Genomic DNA, 19,006 nt, shown 5'->3' on the forward strand with positions numbered 1-19,006 from the left:
TTTGTTAATCTGTTGCTATATTTTCACGGCAGCAAATATCGGTTTAATAAATAAATCCATTTGTAAAAATATACAATAGGCTAAAAAGAATAATGGGAATTATTAACAGGATTTTTCACAGGAGAGGAAATTAGATGAGGTAATAAATAAATTATTTCAGGATGGCAGTACTTTCTTTTTTAAGCTGCACCTTATCCATGATGACATTACCTATATAGGTAGCTCCTGTTTCAACCTGCAACGAATTTGTATGAAGTTCGCCAAGAATATTACCTGAACTTTTTATGTCAATAGAATCTGCGGTAACACTTCCGTTAACGGTACCAAAAACTACAATTTCCCTGGCTTTAATATTTCCCTCAATTATTCCGTTCTCGCCAATGATTAATCCCTCGCCAATAATCAGGTCGCCTTTTATATGCCCATCAATTCTCACAAAAACATCCGACTCTATCCTGCCATGGACCACACAACCCTTACTGATTAGTGTCGGGGCAGGATTGCTTTGTCCGTTTTTAGAGCCAGCCATTTGTTTAATTTATACTTAGGAAGCTCTTCGGATTGACAGGTTTGCCATTCTTCCTGACTTCATAATGGAGGTGATTTCCGGTAGAATATCCGGTTGATCCAACCTGCCCTACAATTTGACCTGTATTTACCGTTTGCCCTACTTTAACATTGATCTTTGACAAATGGCCATAAAGAGTTTCAAGATTGTTTTTATGCCTGATTTTTACACATTTGCCATATCCCTGAAACCAGCCTGCAACCACAACTTTCCCGTCTGCCGTACTCTTTACTGCATCACCCCTTCGTCCTTTAAAATCTATACCGGGATGAAACTCAACCCTTCCCCGCCTGATTGGATCACCACGGTAACCAAAGGTTGAATTTATTACATAATTTGCAGGATATCCAATTGGGGTAAAGGCAACACCGAGGAGAAAATCTTCAAGTCGCTCATCATATAATGCATAAGTTTCTTCTGTACTAAGTTCCGTCGTCGTCTCATTATTACCACCAATTTCGTCTACTTTAAATCCCTTTATTCCTCTTTTAATGAGGTATTGATTGATTTTTTTCAGCTTGTTTTCGATATTCTGTATGTAATTCCGGGCTTGGGTGCTATCTGTTGGTGGCGGAATCTGTTTTTTTAGATGTGCGATTTCTCTGTTGTAGGCAATTCTTTCCTTTTCAATCTTGCTAAGTTCAAGTGAAAGGAAAATTATTGTACAGGTCAGAATAAAGATTGTTATCCCAATGGTAAGGGCGTAATGTTTTAAGCGGTTGAGGTGTTTTGTTTTGACACGCAGAGATTTTGTTTCGCCCTTGTTAGAGCCTACGATCAAAACAGTACTGAAATCTGATTTCGAAAATATCATTTATCTCATTATTTTAGGAATAGACACGATTTTTTCTGTAACTATTCACAAAGCTATGATACAGCATTTTATTGTTTTTTTAAAACATTTTATCAATTTAATTGTATGTTTATTCTAATTCAATAAAATTATCCTAATTTAGATTCCATTTGTTCGGTTCCTATTATCGCGACATGAACAAATTTATTCTTTCGGGAAATTATTTTTCCTGAAAGGGGAGGCTTATTAGAAATCGAAATTAACACATGTATAAACTCTAATTTATATAACAGAATGTTTGCAATTCAGTCGTTTTCCAGCTTAATAGAAAATAGTAACGCCAACCTTAGTAATACCTCAAAGGACTTATTGAACGGGCTGAAGATCTTCCATGAAAATCAGTGGTATATCTGTGGTAACTTAGCTATGAGTGAGGGGCAATTGCCACATAAATTCATTAATTCAGCTCCAACAGATCTTGATTATCAGCTACTTGTTAAAGCAGCATTGCTCCTGGTATCTGATTCGGCTGAGCAGCCATTAACAATAACAACTGGTTTTCCGTATTCTACTTACAGGATATACAAGGATATGGCAACTGAGTTTCTAAGGAAGACTCATATCATTGAGTTTGATGCATCTACTTACAGTAACAGTGGTAAGAGATCTGTTATTTTGGACGTTCAGAATGTTGAAGTAATACCTGAGATTGTAGGCTGTACCATTGCATTGAGAAAAGGGGAACATCAGGCTGAAGGGAATTTCTTTGTGTTAAGTTGTGGATTCGGAACATTTGAATCTGTTCTAAGTATGGAATCAGGAATTGTTGAGCAGACTATGGTCAGTACTCATGGACTGAAATATGCCGTAAACATGATGATGAGTGAGCTTGAGAAGAGCCATTATCTTGGTTTCAGAAATGCACACCTGATGGATGAAGCATTCCAGAAGGGTTATATAATTCTGAACAGAAAGAATGTTGATCTGAGAGAGATCAGAAGAAATGTTCTAAGATCATATTATAATGAAGTTATCTCTCCAAATCTGAGAAATGTAATCACGGATGCGAACCTCATGAAATCTAACAAGGTATATCTTTGCGGTGGCGCCATGTTGTATCAGGATCTGGTTGAGTGCTTTAAAAATGAATTTGGGGAAATCGCTCAACTTGAGTTTGTAACTGATCCTGCCAGTCTGGCAAGTAAGGGTTACACACTTAATTCACTTCGTGTTTCGGGAGGTAAAAAGCAATCTTCAGTTGGATTAGATATTGGTAATGCAACAACTGTTGTAACTACATTGACGGAATGATCGGCAGGGCTGTAAATTTTATTAAGAAATATCTCGATAAAAAGAACCGCCAAAAGGAGATCGTTGCAGACTTTCACACTACAATAATCAGGGTTGATGATAATTTTATTTCATCAAGTTCTATAATCCTTGATGAAAGGCTTATAGGAAACATTTATTCACTGAAAGAAGTCACCGTAGCCCCGACTGCAGAAATATCAGGCAATATCACTTCCAGAACCTGTAATATTAATGGAAAAGTAATCGGAGACATTATTTCTACTGAGTCTGCGCTCATTAAAAGTTCGGCCATAATATGTGGTAATATCAGGGCTAAATCTATTAATGTAGAGCCCGGATGTATTATCAATGGAATGATCCGGATTGAAGGGAATATTGATGAGCGTGATCTTATTGAGAAGGTAGGGAACCGGCTACCTCCAAAAGTCCAGAAAGAGATTATTACTATGCCTTATCTGATTTCTGAGCCCCTTGAAGTTGAAAAGGAACCTGTAGCTAAACCGGTTAGTCAGCCTGACAGGCCATCCGAAATCAATAAGAGGGCTCCGGTTCCTGTAACGAAGACTAAGGCTGTTGTTCAAGCAACAGAGCCCGAGGAGGCTCACAAGCCAAACACAAACAGCTGGTATTGATCACATAAGCTCTGCTTGTATTGTGACACTCAGATTATACCTGGAGCCATAATTGAAATCTAAAATCTTAATTTTGCAGAATATTTCCAGGACATAATCTCCGGGAATATCCTGTAAAATTATGCAAGATTCTTCTGTCTCAGTTTCAAACTTATCTATCCCATTTTCTGTTCTTGATCTTGTTCCGGTTCTGTCCGGAAAAACGCCATCCGACTCATTTAAAAACAGTTTGGATCTGGCAAGGAATTGCGAAAAATTCGGATATTCCCGTTATTGGATGGCAGAGCATCACAACATGGCAGGGATTGCAAGCTCAGCCACCTCTATTCTGATCTCACATATAGCAGCCGGAACCAATTCCATACGGGTTGGCTCTGGTGGAATTATGTTACCCAATCATGCTCCATTGATTGTTGCAGAGCAGTTTGGTACGCTTGAATCTTTATTTCCAGGAAGAATAGATCTTGGCCTTGGTCGCGCTCCTGGTACAGATCAGTTAACGGCTATGGCATTACGCCGGAACCTGGAAGGTGCCGGAGAAGATTTTGCCAAAAGTCTGATGGAATTGAGAACATATTTGTCATCAGATAATTCAGAGTCGGTAGTAAGAGCAATCCCCGGTGAAGGTTTGGATATTCCAATATGGTTGCTAGGTTCCAGTACCTATAGTGCCCAGTTAGCAGGAATATTGGGTTTGCCATTCGCATTTGCAAGTCATTTTGCGCCTGCTCAGCTATTTTCTGCACTGCAGGTTTATCGTGAAAGCTTCAGACCGTCAGAATCTCTGAAAGAGCCCTATTCAATGGCTTGTGTAAATGTTATTGCAGCCGATACAGACAAGGAAGCCGAATTTCAGTCTACTTCATTATTTACTACATTTCTTAATGTAATTAAAGGCAAACGGACAAGTCTTCAGCCGCCTGTCGCTTCGATGGATTCGGTCTGGAATGAGGCAGAGCGTTTTGCAGTAATGCAAATGTTGAAATATACTTTTGTTGGTTCAGGAGCTAAGGTGAGATCCGAGCTGTCTGAATTTGTTTTAAATACCGGCGTGAATGAGATTATGATTAATTCTCATATTTTTGATCATAATGCAAGGGTTCGGTCCTATGAAATTATTTCGGAATATGCCTCCGGAAGAATCAAATAAAAATTTGTTCATAACAAAGCGAATCTGTTTTAGCTGAATTTCTAAATTATGTCTACTCTTTCGACTTACAAAGCAGCATCAGCTGTTGCATTAATTGCAGAAAAGCATTTTGCAGACCATTTGCATGAAGCCGTGCAAAGGGCTGAACCAGATCTGGCTGCTGCACCCTCAGCAATCCAGATTGAAATCATGCTGGATATAGCATTTTGGGCAAGCTTAAGAAGAGAGGAGGGAAGTTCTCCAAAAATTTCAATTGCCTTCCTTTCCCCAGTGCAGGCAGGTTCTGCACTTCAGTTTGAGCAAAAACTTGAATTCAGTAGCAAAGTCTTGACCAAGCTGGGTCCCGGGGTTGAGCGTCCGGGAGTTCATTTGGGAGTATGGTATGATGAAAGTGGCTTGTATGTTTGGGGTACAACCCATAAAATTCCTAATTGTTGTTTTGTGCTGGATGTTTCTGAGCCTGGTTTATTGGTTATCAAACACAGGAGGATGCATGGTTTCGGGAAATTTACCAATATAATGGTTCTTCGCGGGGATCAAATTAAGGTAGTGGATGAGAGTAGTGCAAATTTACCGGATTGCCCTATTTTACTGACTTCTCTACTTGGGTTTACGTCAGATTCCGATGATAATTCTGTAAATGTGCTGATTCAGCTTGCCACTTCCATGCGTGCACACAAGCATGGCGGAATCTTACTTGTGGTTCCTTCAGGAACTGATGCCTGGCGTGAATCTATATTGAAGCCTGTTAAGTATGCTGTTTCTCCGGCATTCACTGGCCTGACTGACCTGATGAATGATGATCAGAGTAAATGGACATCAAGTGTATGGCTCGGAGAACTCAGCCGGGAGATTGAAAGTATCGCCGGACTTACCGCTATTGACGGTGCAACAGTGATCAGTGATCATTATGAGGTGCTGGCTTTTGGTGCGAAGATTGGCAGGATTGATGGTAGCCCGAGAGTTGAGCGGGTACTCTTAACTGAACCTGTGGTTGGCGGGGAAGGAAAAATCGTTAACCCAGCGAGCAGCGGAGGTACAAGACATATTTCTGCAGCACAATTTGTTCATGATCAGCGCGATTCAATCGCTCTTGTAGCTTCTCAGGATGGTCATTTTACCATTTTCACATGGTCACCATGTGAGAATCTGGTACATGCGCACCGGATAGATAGTTTACTGCTTTAATTTGAAAATTTGGAAATTAGCAAATTAGTAAATGGGAATCGTGTATTCAGCGATGTGTATTACCAGGCATTAAATTGATGTGTGTTTGATAGGTACTTTTGCCGGGCCGTCCCTCCCTATGAAATACAGCTCTTTGTAAAATAAACCTTGCCGGAGGAGGTAGCTTCCGGCCATTCGTAATTTTTAATAGAACGTGATTTCTTGCCGGAACTACCCCGGAGGAAAGGGCTGAACCAGCCTATAAGACACAGGTATTGGTTTCAAAAATCTATTAATGTTTTCGGAGCCTTTTCTGACAAATTGTAAAGTACTCTTTTACCCTTCCCCATCAAAAACTCAGATTAAATTAAATAAAACTCAACCCTGCCCGGTAACATATTACTCCGGAATTTGCTGACTTAAGCAATGCAAAGTTCCAAATCCCCAGATCAGGTCGGTCGCATTTATTGGAATGATCTTTCGGTCAGGGAAACAACCTGCAATTATATTTAATGCCTCAAGATCTCTGTAATCATTAAATACTGGAACAAGAACAGAATTATTCAATATCAGAAAATTAGCATAGCTGGCAGGTAAGCGTAGTCCGTCGAAATCAAGTCGTGAAGGCATAGGCAAACTGACTATTTTGGGTGATTTCCCATTCTCTAATTTTGCATCCTGAAGCCGTTTCAGATTATCTTGTAATGCTTTATAATTACTGTCCTTAGGGTCTGATTCTACAACAGTGATAATTGTATCTTCATTCACAAAGCGGCAGAGATCATCAATATGTCCATGCGTATCATCTCCGGTAATTCCATCTCCAAGCCAAATCACATTGCTTACTCCAAGGTACTCCCTGAAGACTGCTTCATAATCGGCACGGCTGAAGCCCGGGTTTCTAACCTGGATATCCGGATGCATCAAACACTCTTCGGAAGTAAGGAGCGTGCCCTTTCCGTTCACATCAATGGCACCACCTTCGAGAATAATCGGTTTACCATCACGAAAAACTGGTGTCAGTGGGATTTTAAGATGATTAGCTACAGTTGATGGAACGTGTCTGTCGAGCTTGTAGTTCTTGTATTTTGCCCATCCATTGAAATGGAAATTTAAAGCTTCCCTCTTATTGCCATTTTTAACGATGATAGGGCCGGAATCACGCATCCAGCTTCGGTTAGTTTTTTGAAAAATAAAACTCAGCTTTTTGAGATCTACATGAGCCTTTTCAAGCATTTCAAAGACTTTATTTTTCTGTTGTTCATCTTTGACCAAAAGAAAGACTTCTTCAAATTCAGCTATTTTTTTGATGAATTCAACAAAATCCCATTGAACAGCAGCAAATTTGCCGGGCCAGTCCTTGCCATTGTGTGGAAAGCAAAGTAATATACCCAGCTGTTTTTCCCATTCAGCAGGAAATCTTCTACCTGTACTCATATTAATCTATGGCTCTTTTTGTGATATCGCCAAAGGCATCAATTCTTCTGTCTCTGAAGAAGGGCCAGTTTTGACGCACATTTTCCTGTAGTTCGAGATCAACCTCTGCAATAAGAATCTCTTCCTGATCATGTGATGCCTGGGCAAGGATCTCCCCCTGCGGGCCAGCTATGAATGATGAACCCCAGAATTGAATACCTGCAGTATCAGGTAAATATTGTTCGAGGCCAATACGATTTGCTGCGGCAACATATACTCCATTTGCAACGGCATGTCCTTTCATTACATTCATCCAGGCCCCATGCTGTTTTTCACCATATTGTTCCTTTTCGAGCGGATGCCAGCCAATAGCCGTTGGATAAAATAATACTTCAGCACCTTGCAAAGCCGTTAATCTTGCGGCTTCAGGATACCATTGATCCCAGCAGATCAGCGTGCCAATCTTTCCTTTTTGTGTTGGAAAAGTTTTAAAACCGATATCTCCGGGAGTAAAGTAGAATTTTTCATAAAAATGAGGATCGTCAGGAATATGCATCTTTCGGTACAATCCGGCCTCCGAGCCATCAGTATCAATGATATAGGCACTATTATGATAGATGCCTGCCATTCTTTTTTCGAAGAAAGGAACGATAATCACCACCCCAAGTTCTTTTGCCAATGCACTGAAAGCAATAAATGAAGTGCTGTAGAGTGGTTCTGCCAGAGCAAAATTTGCGGTGTCTTCAGACTGGCAGAAATAATGACTGCTATAAAGTTCCGGTAATGAGATTACTTCGGCTCCCTGTTTTGCAGCATTACGAACCCAAGTCAGGCATTTTTTCAAATTGTTTTCTGCAACATCATTCAGGTTAAGCTGAAGCACAGCTATTTTATAGGTACTTTTTGACATAATGGAAGCTTATAGGAGCCGTAAAACTGCAAAATTAATGAATTTAATTTAATAAGGTTGAATGGCTGACAGGGTTCTAAACCCTGTCAGCCTTAAGATCGCAAGTCACCAGTGTCCGGATAAAATTAAGTTCAGAAAAACAATATGTATTTCATTGAATTTTTTTTAGCCGATTTTTAAAAGAAAGCCCCTTCAATCTGGACAGACAAGCTTGATCCCAAAAGTCCAATTTCATCATTTAATGGGTTTGTCAATCCTGATGAATGCACTTTCAGCTTGAGATTTTTCTAGTGACCCTGAAGGGGTCGTATGTTTATAGAATTACGTTGATAAGGAAATCCCGACCCTGAAGGGGTCGTATGTGAAATTCAAATACATTCGACCCCTTCAGGGTCGGCAAAGGATTTTTTTTTGGTTGGTTCTATAAACATACGACCCCTTTAGGGTCGAAGAACAAAATTTTTACTGGACACTACTAGATCACAAGTACTGAATCAAAGGTCTGCCCAAATAAACAGCCTTGATAAATTAAAACAATAACTTATTTAAATGTTAATCCAAGCCCCAAACGTATGGTACCCATATCAAAGTTCTCTGAAATCTGGAAGTTTGCGGGGAAGTCGATCTTCTGATAATTATAACCTGTTTGCAGGCCTAAATTAAGTCCTCCATTTACGGGTATGGAGTACGAAAGTCCTGCACCGGCAGTCAAACCTTTGCTTAAATTATTAAAGAGCTTCACTGCATACCCGCCATAAGCATCTAATTTGAGTCCGCTGAGTTTAGGGTCGAGGTAATAAGCTGCATTGAGTGTGATGGGCAAAGTATTGTAATTGCCTCCACCCGATTTCCGATAATTATCTGTTCCCAGGGCAAATCCAATTCCGAAATTCTCATTAAGGAGTTTTGTAACTCCGGTACGTGTTCTGAATCCATTGAATGTTGGGTTGCCTGTCAATGAGGTGCTGCCATGAATCAGAGCACTTATTTCAGTATAATTTATCAAACGTCTTTGCTGAGATATAGCACTGTTGCTAAGCAACAGGAGGGCAGCAAACAAAAACAGGTTTCGTGGAGAAAATGATTTTATATTCATATTTTTCAGTTGCTGATCGGTTTATTTATCCCGCTAATATAATCACATAAGCTGATGTCTTTAATCCTTTTTCTGTAATTTTATGGCCAAAGGAATCTTCCAAATCAACAATTAGCTCAAATGGCATTAAGCTTTGCATCATTAAATTCTGGCAGTAATGGCAATTGCTATTATCTTGAAAATGAGCATGATGCAATACTTGTTGATGCAGGAATTTCCTGTCGTGAAACTGAAAAAAGGATGGAACGGTTGGGGCTTGCTATGAGAAAAATCAGGGCGATTTTTGTTTCACATGAACATGCCGATCATATCCGGGGAATCACGGTGATTGCTAAAAAATACAGACTTCCGGTTTACATCACTAATTTGACGCTCAGCCGGTCAGGGCTTAATCTGGATTCTGACCAGATCAGAACATTCATTGCCCATCAATCTGTCAATATCGGGGACCTTGTCATTACGCCTTTCCCTAAATTTCATGATGCTTCTGAGCCACATAGTTTTACGATAAAGTGCAAAGGTTTTACGGTTGGGGTCTTCACGGATATTGGATTTCCATGTGAACATGTTATCCGGTACTTCGGCGAATGCCACGCTGCATTTCTTGAAGCTAATTATGATGAGGATTTGCTTGAAAATGGAAGATATCCCTATCATTTAAAAGCCCGGATTCGCGGAATAAATGGTCACCTTTCGAATGCGCAGGCTTTTGAACTTTTTTCGGGCAATGGAACTCATATGAGTCATCTCCTGCTCTCACATCTTTCGAGAGATAATAATGATCCCCGAATAGTGATGGAGTTATTCAATCAGATTAAATGTAATACTAAAATTACGGTAGCATCAAGAGATCAGGAATCAGAAATTTACCATATTACTGATTCTGATGTGCCTGCCGAAAGATCAAATTCTGAAACAATCCAATTTTCCTTATTCTGAAATTGTATTGTTGTGGAATTATCATTGTTCTAATCAGCCTGAATGTTTATATTCGAATTGTGTTTTAGTTAATCAGCTATGGTCTTAATAATCCTGAATATTATTTTCTGTCTTTCCTTCCTGGTCTTTGCCTGGTTTAATGTGAATGACAATGATTCCTGGCTTTGGGTTCCGATTTATCTTGCGGCTTCTGTTTTTTGTGGACTCGCGGGCTTTGGGATGTTCTTCCCGGTAACTTATTTGTTCCTGATCGGGTTTTACCTGGTTTATGCTATAATTTTATTCTTTAGGAAGGATGGGGTTAAAGACTGGATTTTTAAATATAAACAACCAAGTATTACTGAAAGTATGCAGGCAACGAAGCCTTATATTGAAATGACCAGAGAGTTTTTTGGTCTGCTGATTATTTCTGCTGCACTGGCTTTGAATTATTTTATGGCAGGCGGCATTTGAGATAATTTTCTAATGCCGGTAAATTCATCGTTTTTACTTCATATTATCGTTATTTTTTGATATTTTTCGCAATATTTAGTCCTCCCGACTAGAAAAAAAATTCAATTTCTTTGGATATGTTCGATTACGATGCAGAAAGATTAAGGGCACTCATTACAGAAGTAAGCCGTTCAAACCTCAGTCCGGATACCTGGACCTGGCTAAGTGAAAATTTATCGTCGGATGATTCGAGGCAGATCAATACTGCATTTGCGGTAATGCCCAGAAAGACCGGGAAATCTGTTATTCAAATCAGTAAGGATCTGATAAGTAAAGTTGATCATGTAAAACCCGGATTTACAGTAGAAAACTGGACCATGGATAAACTTGGCCGGTTATGCTTATTGTTACATCTTAATCCTTCAGATCAGGAAAAGTATATTAAAACTATTGAAAATCTGTTCCTGGCTGCAGAGGTTTCCGAGCTCGTTGCTCTGTATTCATCCCTGCCAGTATTGGCCTGGCCTGATTGCTGGAAGTTGAGATGCGCAGAAGGAATTCGCAGCAATATCGGTCTTGTACTCGAAGCGATCATGTACCATAATCCCTATCCTGAGAAATACCTGGATGAAAAGGCCTGGAATCAACTTATTCTGAAAGCCTTTTTTACTGATAAGGATATTATTCAGATTCCTGGAATTGATGAAAGAGCTAATGCTGAGCTTGCCCTTACTCTCACAGATTATGCACACGAAAGGTGGGCTGCAAAAAGAAAAATCAATCCATTTTTATGGAGGTTTGCGAGTAAGTTTTTGGATGAAGGTTTAATTCATGATCTTCAAAAAGTGCTTTTTGAGGGGAGTTTGAGAGAGAAGCAGGCTGCAGCATTAACCCTGGTTCAATCCGGCTCTGCATCAGCTTCAGAGCTTCTGAAAAGCTATCCGGAGCTTATGGATGCAATTAAAAATAATGAACTAACCTGGGCTAGTCTGGCTCAGGATGAAGAAAAAATATAAATTAATATTCAATATGTGTTGCAGCCATTCATTTGAAGACAGAAGACCACAGGTGCCTTCTGAAGCCATGGATCTAGAGATCATAAATGGCATGAAATTCTTCGACCCTCATGTTCACATGAGTTCACGTACAACTGATGATTATCAGGCAATGGCCGATGCCGGGGTGGTAGCATTGATTGAGCCCGCGTTCTGGCTGGGTCAACCCCGTACCGGCATTGACAGCTTCAGGGATTATTACAGCAGTCTGGTAGGTTGGGAAAGGTTTAGATCCTCTCAATTTGGGATTAAGCATTACTGTACAATAGGGCTAAATTCAAGAGAAGCAAATAACGAGAAGCTGGCTACCGAAGTGATGGAGATTTTGCCTCTATTTATCTACAAAGAAGGGGTAGTGGGAATTGGGGAGATTGGTTTCGACGATCAGACTGCTGCAGAGGAAAAATATTATCGCCTTCAGCTGGAGCTTGCCAAAGAGGCCGGACTTCCGGTTCAGGTTCATACTCCTCACCGTGATAAGAAGAGGGGAACCCAGCGTAGTATGGACATTGCAATTGAGCATGGTATTGACCCCTATATGGTTATCATTGATCATAATAATGAGGAAACGGTTAAAGAAGTTCTGGACAGAGGCTTCTGGGCTGCTTTTACGATCTATCCTTTTACCAAAATGGGCAATGAGCGTATGGTTGAACTAGCCAGACAGTATGGTCCGGAGCGCATCATGATCAACTCTGCAGCCGATTGGGGAATCAGTGATCCTTTAGCTATTCCAAAAACCGCTGCCCTGATGAAATTGCGTGGAATTAGTGATGAGGATATCCGCCTGATTACCTATTCTAATGCAATCACAGCATTTGCCCAGAGCGGACAGATCGACGAGAATGATTTTACAAGTCCCAAATCTATTGATCAATCAGAAAAGTTTGAAGGCAATACTGTACTTCGTGGAGGGCAACAGCCAAGAACGGATAAATCTTCCATGATTATCAGTTAATGCCTTGAAAAAACTCCTGGTTTTTCTGCGTCTGATGAGGCCAGCCAATATCGTAACCTCGGTTGCAGATGTATTGGCAGGAATAGCTATTTCGGGCTATTTTCTTGGGGCTGGACAGGAATTTTTACCGGTATTTCTGCTTTGTCTGTCAACAATTGGTTTGTACGGTGGAGGGATTGTATTTAATGATGTTTTCGATGCCGAACTTGATAAGATTGAAAGACCTGAAAGGGCAATACCCAGTGGGGCTATAAGTATAGGGGAAGCCACAGTGCTTGGAATCATCCTTTTAGGAATAGGTCTTTCAGCGGCCTTTGCATTTTCAGTCTGGTCGGGTATGATTGCCTTTCTGATTCTTGTTTTTGCCCTGGTTTATAATAGATTTGGCAAACACCATTCCTTCATTGGTCCATTGAATATGGGTCTTTGCCGTGGATTAAATCTCCTGCTGGGAATCAGTATTCTCTCCCTTTCACTACAAAGTCACTATTTTCTGGGTCTGATCCCATTGATTTATATTTTCTCAATTACGATGATCAGTCAGGGGGAGGTTCATGGATCAAACAGAAACAAACTGTATACCGGAGCCTTTTTATATTTAATCGTGATCGGATCCATCCTGTATTCTGCTTACCTGCAGCAGCATTTGCTGTACGCAGGTCTTTTTCTGATTGCTTTTGCCTGGATGATATTTAAGCCTTTGTTTGTGGCTATAAAGGATCCGGTTGGCAGGAATATAGGAAAGGCAGTTAAGGCAGGTGTAATCTCTCTAATTTTGATGGATGCGGCATGGGCTTCAGCTTCTGGACAGATCTATTTTGCTTTGCTGATCGCAGCGCTTCTGCCACTATCTTTATGGCTGGCAAAATGTTTTGCAGTTACTTAATTGAAATTTATCTTTATCAAAAATAATCAGCTCCTACAGCTTGTTTGAATTTAGCCGGAGTATCAATCTTTATGAATTACTTACAGCAGTCATTTACCATTAAGTTCGAATACAAGGTCTTTTTCACATCCGGTCTTTTTAGTCCGGCGAACCCCCTGTTCAATGATTTTTTGAATGGTATATCGACTGGCAATAATCCCCGTAAAATATTATTCGTAATTGATCAGGGGTTCATAGATGCCGGGAATGATGTAATTACTGAAATAAGAACATATTTTAAGGTTCATCATGCAGTACAATTGGTGCCTGAGATCATTATGGTTCCGGGAGGAGAAATTGTAAAAAATGATATTACCTATTTTGACCGGATAATTGAAGCAGTCAATACCTGCAAAATAGACAGGCATTCCTATATTGCTGCAATTGGAGGAGGATCAGTCCTCGATCTGGTTGGTTATGCAGCAGCTGTTTCACATCGTGGTATCCGGCATATCCGGATTCCCACGACAGTATTGTCACAGAATGATTCAGGCATTGGAGTAAAGAATGGGATCAATTACTTTGGTAAGAAGAACTTTCTTGGAACCTTTGCACCTCCGGTAGCAGTATTCAATGACCAGGAGTATCTGAAAACCTTAAATGAAAGGCACTGGCGCTCCGGGATTTCAGAAGCAGTTAAGGTTGCCCTGATCAAGGATCCGGAATTTTTCCTCTGGATAGAAAACAATGCAGGTGCACTGGTTGAGAGGGATATAGACACGATGAACTATCTGATCAAGAGATGTGCAGAACTCCATATGCAGCATATTGCAGGTAAAGATCCATTTGAAAGCGGTTCTTCACGCCCACTGGATTTCGGTCATTGGAGTGCCCATAAGCTAGAACAGCTTTCAGATTTTGAAGTACTCCATGGTGAGGCTGTTGCGATGGGGATGGCACTTGACACAGTTTATTCTAATTTATCCGGACATTTGACCGATACTGAAAGCCACAGAGTTTTGGATTTATTAATTAAACTGGGATTTGAAATTTCGCACCCAATCATGCAGATATCTGCGAACAATTCAGCAATCTTATCAGGGCTTGAAGAGTTCAGGGAGCATTTGGGTGGTGAACTTACGATCATGCTGCTCAATGGTATAGGTAAAGGTTTGGAGGTGCATCAGATTGATAATGAAATACTTATACAGGCCTCCGGATATTTAAAGGGCCTCCATCTTGAAAGCAGCAAAGCTTAACCCGTATCTCTGATTTAATTTATGAAACTCACATCCGGACATTTAAGCTATTGTACCAATATCCATTCGGGTGAGAGCTGGAAGGATCATTTTGCTGCATTAAAAGAAAATTTTCCAGGCATAAGGAAACAAGTTTGCGGGAACCAGGCTATGGGCATAGGTTTAAGGCTTTCCAATTCGGCAAGTTTGGATATTCAGGGTGCAGAAGAACTGAGAGAGTTCAAGGAATGGCTGTCAGCCAATAATGCTTATGTATTTACGATGAATGGATTTCCTTACGGAGATTTTCATCATGCTGTGGTAAAGGATAATGTTCATGCCCCTGATTGGACCAGCAAAGAAAGAGTAGATTATACTATCCGGCTTTTTAATACGCTTGCTAAGCTTTTACCTGAAGGAATGGAAGGGGGGATCTCGACCTCTCCACTTAGTTATCGCTTCTGGTTTCCGGATAAGAATGATTTTCAAAATGCAGTATTCACTGCTACTAAAAATATTATTGAGATAGCAGAAGAGCTGATCAGAATCAGGCAAAATAGCGGTGTGAAAATGCATTTGGATATTGAACCTGAACCCGATGGTATTCTGGAGTCGGCTTCCGAATTTGTCGACTGGTTTGAAAGTGTGCTTATACCCCTTTCAAAGCAAATTTTGCCGGGTCGGCTAAGTATCAGTCCCGAAGAAGCTGAACAACTTATAAGAGAACATATCTGCCTTTGTTATGATGTATGTCATTTTGCAATAGGATATGAATCGCATTCAGACGTTATTGAACTCCTTGGCAATAAGGGAATTCGGGTGGGTAAAATTCAAATCAGTGCTGCCTTAAAGGCAGACCTTCCGCTTAATCCGGAATTCAGGTCGGGTATCGCTGATGCATTTGCGAATTATAATGAACCGACCTATCTCCACCAGGTTGTGGCAAGAAAGGATGATGGGCTTTTGATACGATATCGTGATCTGCCCGAAGCATTAAGTGATTATACTAATCCATTGGTCAGAGAATGGCGGGCACATTTTCATGTACCCGTATTTATCAGAGAACTTGGCTTGCTTCAGTCGACTCAGGATGATATCTCTGAAGTTTTGAAAATTCAGAAGAACAGGCCATTTACTGAGCACATGGAAGTTGAAACCTATACCTGGGAAGTGTTGCCTGAGGCATTGAAAATACCAATCGGGGAGAGTATTGTCAGGGAACTGAACTGGGTGAAAGAATTATTGCTTAAAAATCAGGGTCATGAATAAAACTGTAGTTATTGATGTTGTTGGATTGTCGACCTCTGTGATGGGTGAATACATGCCCTTTTTAAGAGAATATACTGAACGCAAAAACCTCATAAGAATTGAGCCTGTATTGCCGGCACTGACTACCTCTGCCCAATCTACCTATTTGACGGGGAAATGGCCATCAGAAACAGGAATTGTTGGAAATGGATGGTATGACCGGATTGATTGTGAAATCAAATTCTGGAAACAATCCAATAAGCTTGTGAATGGTGAGAAAATCTGGGAAAGAGCAAAAAAAGTTGATCCGGCATTCACCTGTTCGAAAATGTTCTGGTGGTATAATATGTATTCGACAGCCGATTATGCCGTGACACCACGCCCAAATTATCTCGCAGATGGCCGAAAAATGCCGGATTGTTATTCCCATCCTGCGGGTCTGCGTGATATTCTTCAGAAAAAACTCGGTGCTTTCCCCCTTTTTCAGTTCTGGGGACCGGGTGCCAATATTGAATCTTCAAAATGGATTGCTGAAGCATCTATGATCACAGATGAACTTTATGACCCGACACTGAGCCTGATTTATTTACCACATCTGGATTATTGTCTGCAAAAGTTTGGGCCTGACTTTTTAATGATTGGCAAAGAGTTAAGCCAGATTGATGATTTGCTGAGGAAGCTGGTTACATTTTATGAACAGCGCTCTGCAGAGATCATTATTCTCTCTGAATATGGGATAGCACCTGTTAAGCATCCTTTGCATCTGAACCGACTGTTCCGTGAACATGGCCTGCTCGCAATCCGCGAAGAAAGAGGGCTTGAACTGCTGGATCCGGGGGCTTCTAAAGCTTTTGTAGTAGCAGACCATCAGATCGCACATGTTTATATCAATGACCCTTCGTGCAGGGATCAGGTAATTTCAATTTTGAAGCAGGTTAAAGGTGTAGAATTGATTCTGGATAAAGCTCAGCAGGCTGAATATCATATTGATCATGAACGTTCCGGTGATCTGGTACTAATGGCAGATGAAGAAAGCTGGTTTACCTACTATTTTTGGCTTGATGATGAGAAAGCCCCCGATTACGCCCGCTGTGTTGATATTCATAAAAAACCTGGCTATGATCCGGTTGAGATGTTCATGAGTTCTAAATTACGTGCTGGCTATAAACTTTTAAGGAAGAAAGCTGGATTCAGGTATGTGATGGATGTGATTCCTCTGGATGCGGGTTTGGTAAGGGGTTCGCATGGCAAGACGGGAGTGCCACCGGAATATCAGCCGGTATTAATTTCAGATCGAAAAAATCAGGGAGATAAATTTATCGCTACCCAGGTTTATGACCTGATCTGGGATATATTAACTAAAAATAAAGAATAGATTTTTTTCCTGTTAATTTATTAATTAAATTTCTGCGCCCTTACATTTAATTCATATCGCCTGAGTGAAACAGCAATTTCAAGATTTGCCGGATATTGTCAGAAGAATAGCCTTTACAGGCAGTGAACAGGCATATAGGGAAATGTTTGACCTCCTTTATTTACCTGTAAAGAAATTTGCTTTTTGCATTTTGCGTTCAAATGAAGAGGCTGAAGAGGTTTCAGAAGATGTGATGCTTACGTTATGGAAGAATAGAAAAACCTTACCTGAAGTTGAAAATGTTCATGTTTATTCACTTGTAATTGCTAAAAATCTTTCATTAAACCTTCTCAGAAAAAAATCAAAGAATAAAACAAGCTCTATTGATGAAGTCGATATGAGCTTTTTTTTTGACAGCTCAAGTCCAGAGCAAATTATCATTGATAATGAGTTGAAAATAAGGCTTGAGAATGCAATACAATCATTGCCTCCAAAGTGCCAGTTTGTGTTTAAACTGGCAAAAGAAAACAATCTCAGTTACAAGGAGATCAGTGAGATCTTATCTATTTCAGTCAAAACTGTTGATGCCCACCTGGTAGCCGCCACGCAAAAGCTGGCCAAAATTTTCAAATCTGAGTTTCAGATTAAATAGGTATAAAAATAAATTTTAGTACCGACTAGGGAATTCCTCCTTTTTTATTGTCCTTAAAGAAAATACTTAATAAAGAGTCTGAAACAGGTATGCACGAACAGCGCATTATTGAATTAATAACCCGTAAGATTGCAGGGGAAGCCACGGCTGAGGAGTTGGGTGAATTGTCATACCTTCTGACGAAATCACCTGATGCAGTTTATTATGAAGCCTTGCTGGAGCAGGTTTGGGAGCTGGGGCGCAATGAAGAGAAGCCTGATCTTGATGAGGTGTTCAATAAGCACAAACTCAAACATAAAACTGAGCTTGATTTCAAATCAGATGCTAAACTAAAGCTGACCTTTTTTAAAAAACCAGCATTTCTCCTGACGGTTGCTGCCAGTATTTTACTACTTATCACAATTCATTTCGTAAAAAATTATATTCCAATAGCTAAGGAGGAACGAATAGAGGTTATTGCAGGAAAGGGCATCCGTAAAGAATTTACACTGCCCGATGGAACCATCGTTCTGCTAAACAGCGGTAGCAAAATTTCTTACAATTCGGATATACTGGACAGAAAGCAGCGGGATGTGAGTCTGACAGGGGAAGCATTCTTTAAGGTAGCCCATGATAAAGTTCATCCTTTCATTGTAAGAACCAGTAAAGTTGCCATTAGGGTTTTGGGAACAGAGTTTAACATCAGGGATTATCCGGAAGATGAGGAATCTGAAACCACTTTAATGAAAGGTTCAGTTGAGCTAACTGTGAATGGCCGTACTCATCAGAAATTTATTCTGAAGCCATCTGAAAAATTTGCGATGGTTAAAAAGAACCAGATTCCTGGCAGCCAAAAAAGCAGCTCTGTGCTGACAATTGAAAATATTTCCCCGGTTGTATTTGGCGGAAATGAATATATAGAAGAGATCTCATGGACAGAAAACAAGTTTGTATTCCAGAATGAATCATTCGAGGAGCTGCTTCCAAAACTTGAGCGCTGGTATAATGTGAAAATAATATTGGAAGATCCTCAGATCGGGTCTTACCGGTTTACAGGAATTTTTATCAATGAGAATATAATACAGGCTTTAGAAGCCATGCAATTAATTAAATCGTTTAACTATAAACTCACAGAAAATGAAGTAAAAATCTACTAAACAAAAAAAGCAGGAAATGCGCCAACATTCCCTGCCTTTAAAATCCAACCGTAGTCCAACTACATAATCAGATTATTAACCTTGTA

General features: G+C 40.2%; 19 protein-coding genes. 14 read left to right on the plus strand and 5 right to left on the minus strand.

Annotated elements, in window-relative coordinates:
• Nucleotides 1-151: 151 nt before the first annotated feature.
• Both Q8M41_RS12375 and Q8M41_RS12380 read right to left on the minus strand, forming a co-directional pair.
• On the minus strand, nt 152-529 hold the full coding sequence (locus tag Q8M41_RS12375) for a polymer-forming cytoskeletal protein (RefSeq protein ID WP_305365591.1): 378 nt from the start codon (nt 527-529) through the stop codon (nt 152-154).
• Nucleotides 530-533: 4 nt separating this feature from the next.
• On the minus strand, nt 534-1,382 hold the full coding sequence (locus tag Q8M41_RS12380) for a M23 family metallopeptidase (protein WP_305365592.1): 849 nt from the start codon (nt 1,380-1,382) through the stop codon (nt 534-536).
• Nucleotides 1,383-1,655: 273 nt separating this feature from the next.
• Here Q8M41_RS12380 and Q8M41_RS12385 point away from each other — a divergent pair, with 273 nt between their 5' ends.
• From Q8M41_RS12385 to Q8M41_RS12400, 4 genes are all read left to right on the plus strand, one after another.
• A complete protein-coding gene (locus tag Q8M41_RS12385; protein ID WP_305365593.1) occupies nt 1,656-2,672 on the plus strand; it encodes a hypothetical protein in 1,017 nt (338 codons plus the stop codon).
• Entirely contained in the window at nt 2,669-3,304 is a 636-nt protein-coding gene (locus Q8M41_RS12390) for a polymer-forming cytoskeletal protein (protein WP_305365594.1), read from the plus strand. The genes Q8M41_RS12385 and Q8M41_RS12390 overlap by 4 nt, the downstream gene beginning before the upstream one ends.
• 121 nt (nt 3,305-3,425) lie before the next feature.
• The gene (locus tag Q8M41_RS12395; RefSeq protein ID WP_305365595.1) at nt 3,426-4,454 is read left to right on the plus strand and encodes an LLM class flavin-dependent oxidoreductase; all 1,029 of its coding nucleotides are present in this window, start codon (nt 3,426-3,428) and stop codon (nt 4,452-4,454) included.
• A 48-nt stretch (nt 4,455-4,502) separates the two neighbouring features.
• Nucleotides 4,503-5,642, plus strand: coding sequence for a putative sensor domain DACNV-containing protein (locus Q8M41_RS12400; protein ID WP_305365596.1), 1,140 nt, complete (start codon nt 4,503-4,505; stop codon nt 5,640-5,642).
• A gap of 378 nt (nt 5,643-6,020) precedes the next feature.
• Here the strand turns inward: Q8M41_RS12400 and Q8M41_RS12405 are convergent, their stop codons facing one another.
• The 3 genes from Q8M41_RS12405 to Q8M41_RS12415 all read right to left on the minus strand — a co-directional run bounded on the left by Q8M41_RS12405 (nt 6,021) and on the right by Q8M41_RS12415 (nt 9,043).
• Nucleotides 6,021-7,058, minus strand: a complete 1,038-nt coding sequence (locus tag Q8M41_RS12405) for an agmatine/peptidylarginine deiminase (protein ID WP_305365597.1) — start codon at nt 7,056-7,058, stop codon at nt 6,021-6,023.
• 1 nt (nt 7,059) lies between these two features.
• Nucleotides 7,060-7,947 (minus strand): carbon-nitrogen hydrolase, encoded by an 888-nt coding sequence (locus tag Q8M41_RS12410; RefSeq protein WP_305365598.1) that lies wholly within the window; start codon nt 7,945-7,947, stop codon nt 7,060-7,062.
• Between the two features lie 541 nt (nt 7,948-8,488).
• Nucleotides 8,489-9,043, minus strand: coding sequence for a hypothetical protein (locus Q8M41_RS12415; RefSeq protein WP_305365599.1), 555 nt, complete (start codon nt 9,041-9,043; stop codon nt 8,489-8,491).
• 120 nt (nt 9,044-9,163) lie between these two features.
• Between Q8M41_RS12415 and Q8M41_RS12420 the strand changes: the two genes are divergently transcribed.
• From Q8M41_RS12420 to Q8M41_RS12465, 10 genes are all read left to right on the plus strand, one after another.
• On the plus strand, nt 9,164-9,982 hold the full coding sequence (locus Q8M41_RS12420) for an MBL fold metallo-hydrolase (protein WP_305365600.1): 819 nt from the start codon (nt 9,164-9,166) through the stop codon (nt 9,980-9,982).
• A gap of 78 nt (nt 9,983-10,060) precedes the next feature.
• Nucleotides 10,061-10,435, plus strand: coding sequence for a transmembrane 220 family protein (locus Q8M41_RS12425; RefSeq protein WP_305365601.1), 375 nt, complete (start codon nt 10,061-10,063; stop codon nt 10,433-10,435).
• A 116-nt stretch (nt 10,436-10,551) separates the two neighbouring features.
• Nucleotides 10,552-11,430: an EboA domain-containing protein gene (locus tag Q8M41_RS12430; RefSeq protein WP_305365602.1), complete on the plus strand. Its 879-nt coding sequence runs from the start codon at nt 10,552-10,554 to the stop codon at nt 11,428-11,430.
• Entirely contained in the window at nt 11,414-12,427 is a 1,014-nt protein-coding gene (locus Q8M41_RS12435) for a TatD family hydrolase (protein WP_305365603.1), read from the plus strand. The genes Q8M41_RS12430 and Q8M41_RS12435 overlap by 17 nt, the downstream gene beginning before the upstream one ends.
• A 4-nt stretch (nt 12,428-12,431) precedes the next feature.
• Complete coding sequence (eboC, locus tag Q8M41_RS12440; protein ID WP_305365604.1) at nt 12,432-13,313, plus strand: UbiA-like protein EboC; 882 nt, start codon at nt 12,432-12,434, stop codon at nt 13,311-13,313.
• A gap of 71 nt (nt 13,314-13,384) precedes the next feature.
• Nucleotides 13,385-14,551: a 3-dehydroquinate synthase gene (locus Q8M41_RS12445; protein WP_305365605.1), complete on the plus strand. Its 1,167-nt coding sequence runs from the start codon at nt 13,385-13,387 to the stop codon at nt 14,549-14,551.
• Nucleotides 14,552-14,572: 21 nt separating this feature from the next.
• On the plus strand, nt 14,573-15,799 hold the full coding sequence (gene eboE / locus Q8M41_RS12450; protein ID WP_305365606.1) for a metabolite traffic protein EboE: 1,227 nt from the start codon (nt 14,573-14,575) through the stop codon (nt 15,797-15,799).
• Nucleotides 15,792-17,153, plus strand: a complete 1,362-nt coding sequence (locus Q8M41_RS12455) for an alkaline phosphatase family protein (RefSeq protein ID WP_305365607.1) — start codon at nt 15,792-15,794, stop codon at nt 17,151-17,153. Before eboE ends, Q8M41_RS12455 begins: the two co-directional genes overlap by 8 nt.
• 64 nt (nt 17,154-17,217) lie before the next feature.
• Nucleotides 17,218-17,784, plus strand: a complete 567-nt coding sequence (locus Q8M41_RS12460; protein WP_305365608.1) for an RNA polymerase sigma-70 factor — start codon at nt 17,218-17,220, stop codon at nt 17,782-17,784.
• Nucleotides 17,785-17,831: 47 nt separating this feature from the next.
• Entirely contained in the window at nt 17,832-18,920 is a 1,089-nt protein-coding gene (locus tag Q8M41_RS12465; protein ID WP_305365609.1) for a FecR family protein, read from the plus strand.
• Nucleotides 18,921-19,006 lie beyond the last annotated feature (86 nt).

This window comes from Daejeonella sp., from assembly GCF_030684675.1.
GTDB lineage: Bacteria > Bacteroidota > Bacteroidia > Sphingobacteriales > Sphingobacteriaceae > Daejeonella.

Bases quoted from the DNA above. Each gene is read 5' to 3' on its own strand.
- Q8M41_RS12375 (WP_305365591.1), bottom strand. From the start codon at position 529: ATGGCTGGCTCTAAAAACGGACAAAGCAATCCTGCCCCGACACTAATC.
- Q8M41_RS12380 (WP_305365592.1), bottom strand. From the start codon at position 1,382: ATGATATTTTCGAAATCAGATTTCAGTACTGTTTTGATCGTAGGCTCT.
- Q8M41_RS12385 (WP_305365593.1), top strand. From the start codon at position 1,656: ATGTTTGCAATTCAGTCGTTTTCCAGCTTAATAGAAAATAGTAACGCC.
- Q8M41_RS12390 (WP_305365594.1), top strand. From the start codon at position 2,669: ATGATCGGCAGGGCTGTAAATTTTATTAAGAAATATCTCGATAAAAAG.
- Q8M41_RS12395 (WP_305365595.1), top strand. From the start codon at position 3,426: ATGCAAGATTCTTCTGTCTCAGTTTCAAACTTATCTATCCCATTTTCT.
- Q8M41_RS12400 (WP_305365596.1), top strand. From the start codon at position 4,503: ATGTCTACTCTTTCGACTTACAAAGCAGCATCAGCTGTTGCATTAATT.
- Q8M41_RS12405 (WP_305365597.1), bottom strand. From the start codon at position 7,058: ATGAGTACAGGTAGAAGATTTCCTGCTGAATGGGAAAAACAGCTGGGT.
- Q8M41_RS12410 (WP_305365598.1), bottom strand. From the start codon at position 7,947: ATGTCAAAAAGTACCTATAAAATAGCTGTGCTTCAGCTTAACCTGAAT.
- Q8M41_RS12415 (WP_305365599.1), bottom strand. From the start codon at position 9,043: ATGAATATAAAATCATTTTCTCCACGAAACCTGTTTTTGTTTGCTGCC.
- Q8M41_RS12420 (WP_305365600.1), top strand. From the start codon at position 9,164: ATGGCATTAAGCTTTGCATCATTAAATTCTGGCAGTAATGGCAATTGC.
- Q8M41_RS12425 (WP_305365601.1), top strand. From the start codon at position 10,061: ATGGTCTTAATAATCCTGAATATTATTTTCTGTCTTTCCTTCCTGGTC.
- Q8M41_RS12430 (WP_305365602.1), top strand. From the start codon at position 10,552: ATGTTCGATTACGATGCAGAAAGATTAAGGGCACTCATTACAGAAGTA.
- Q8M41_RS12435 (WP_305365603.1), top strand. From the start codon at position 11,414: ATGAAGAAAAAATATAAATTAATATTCAATATGTGTTGCAGCCATTCA.
- Q8M41_RS12445 (WP_305365605.1), top strand. From the start codon at position 13,385: ATGAATTACTTACAGCAGTCATTTACCATTAAGTTCGAATACAAGGTC.
- eboE (WP_305365606.1), top strand. From the start codon at position 14,573: ATGAAACTCACATCCGGACATTTAAGCTATTGTACCAATATCCATTCG.
- Q8M41_RS12455 (WP_305365607.1), top strand. From the start codon at position 15,792: ATGAATAAAACTGTAGTTATTGATGTTGTTGGATTGTCGACCTCTGTG.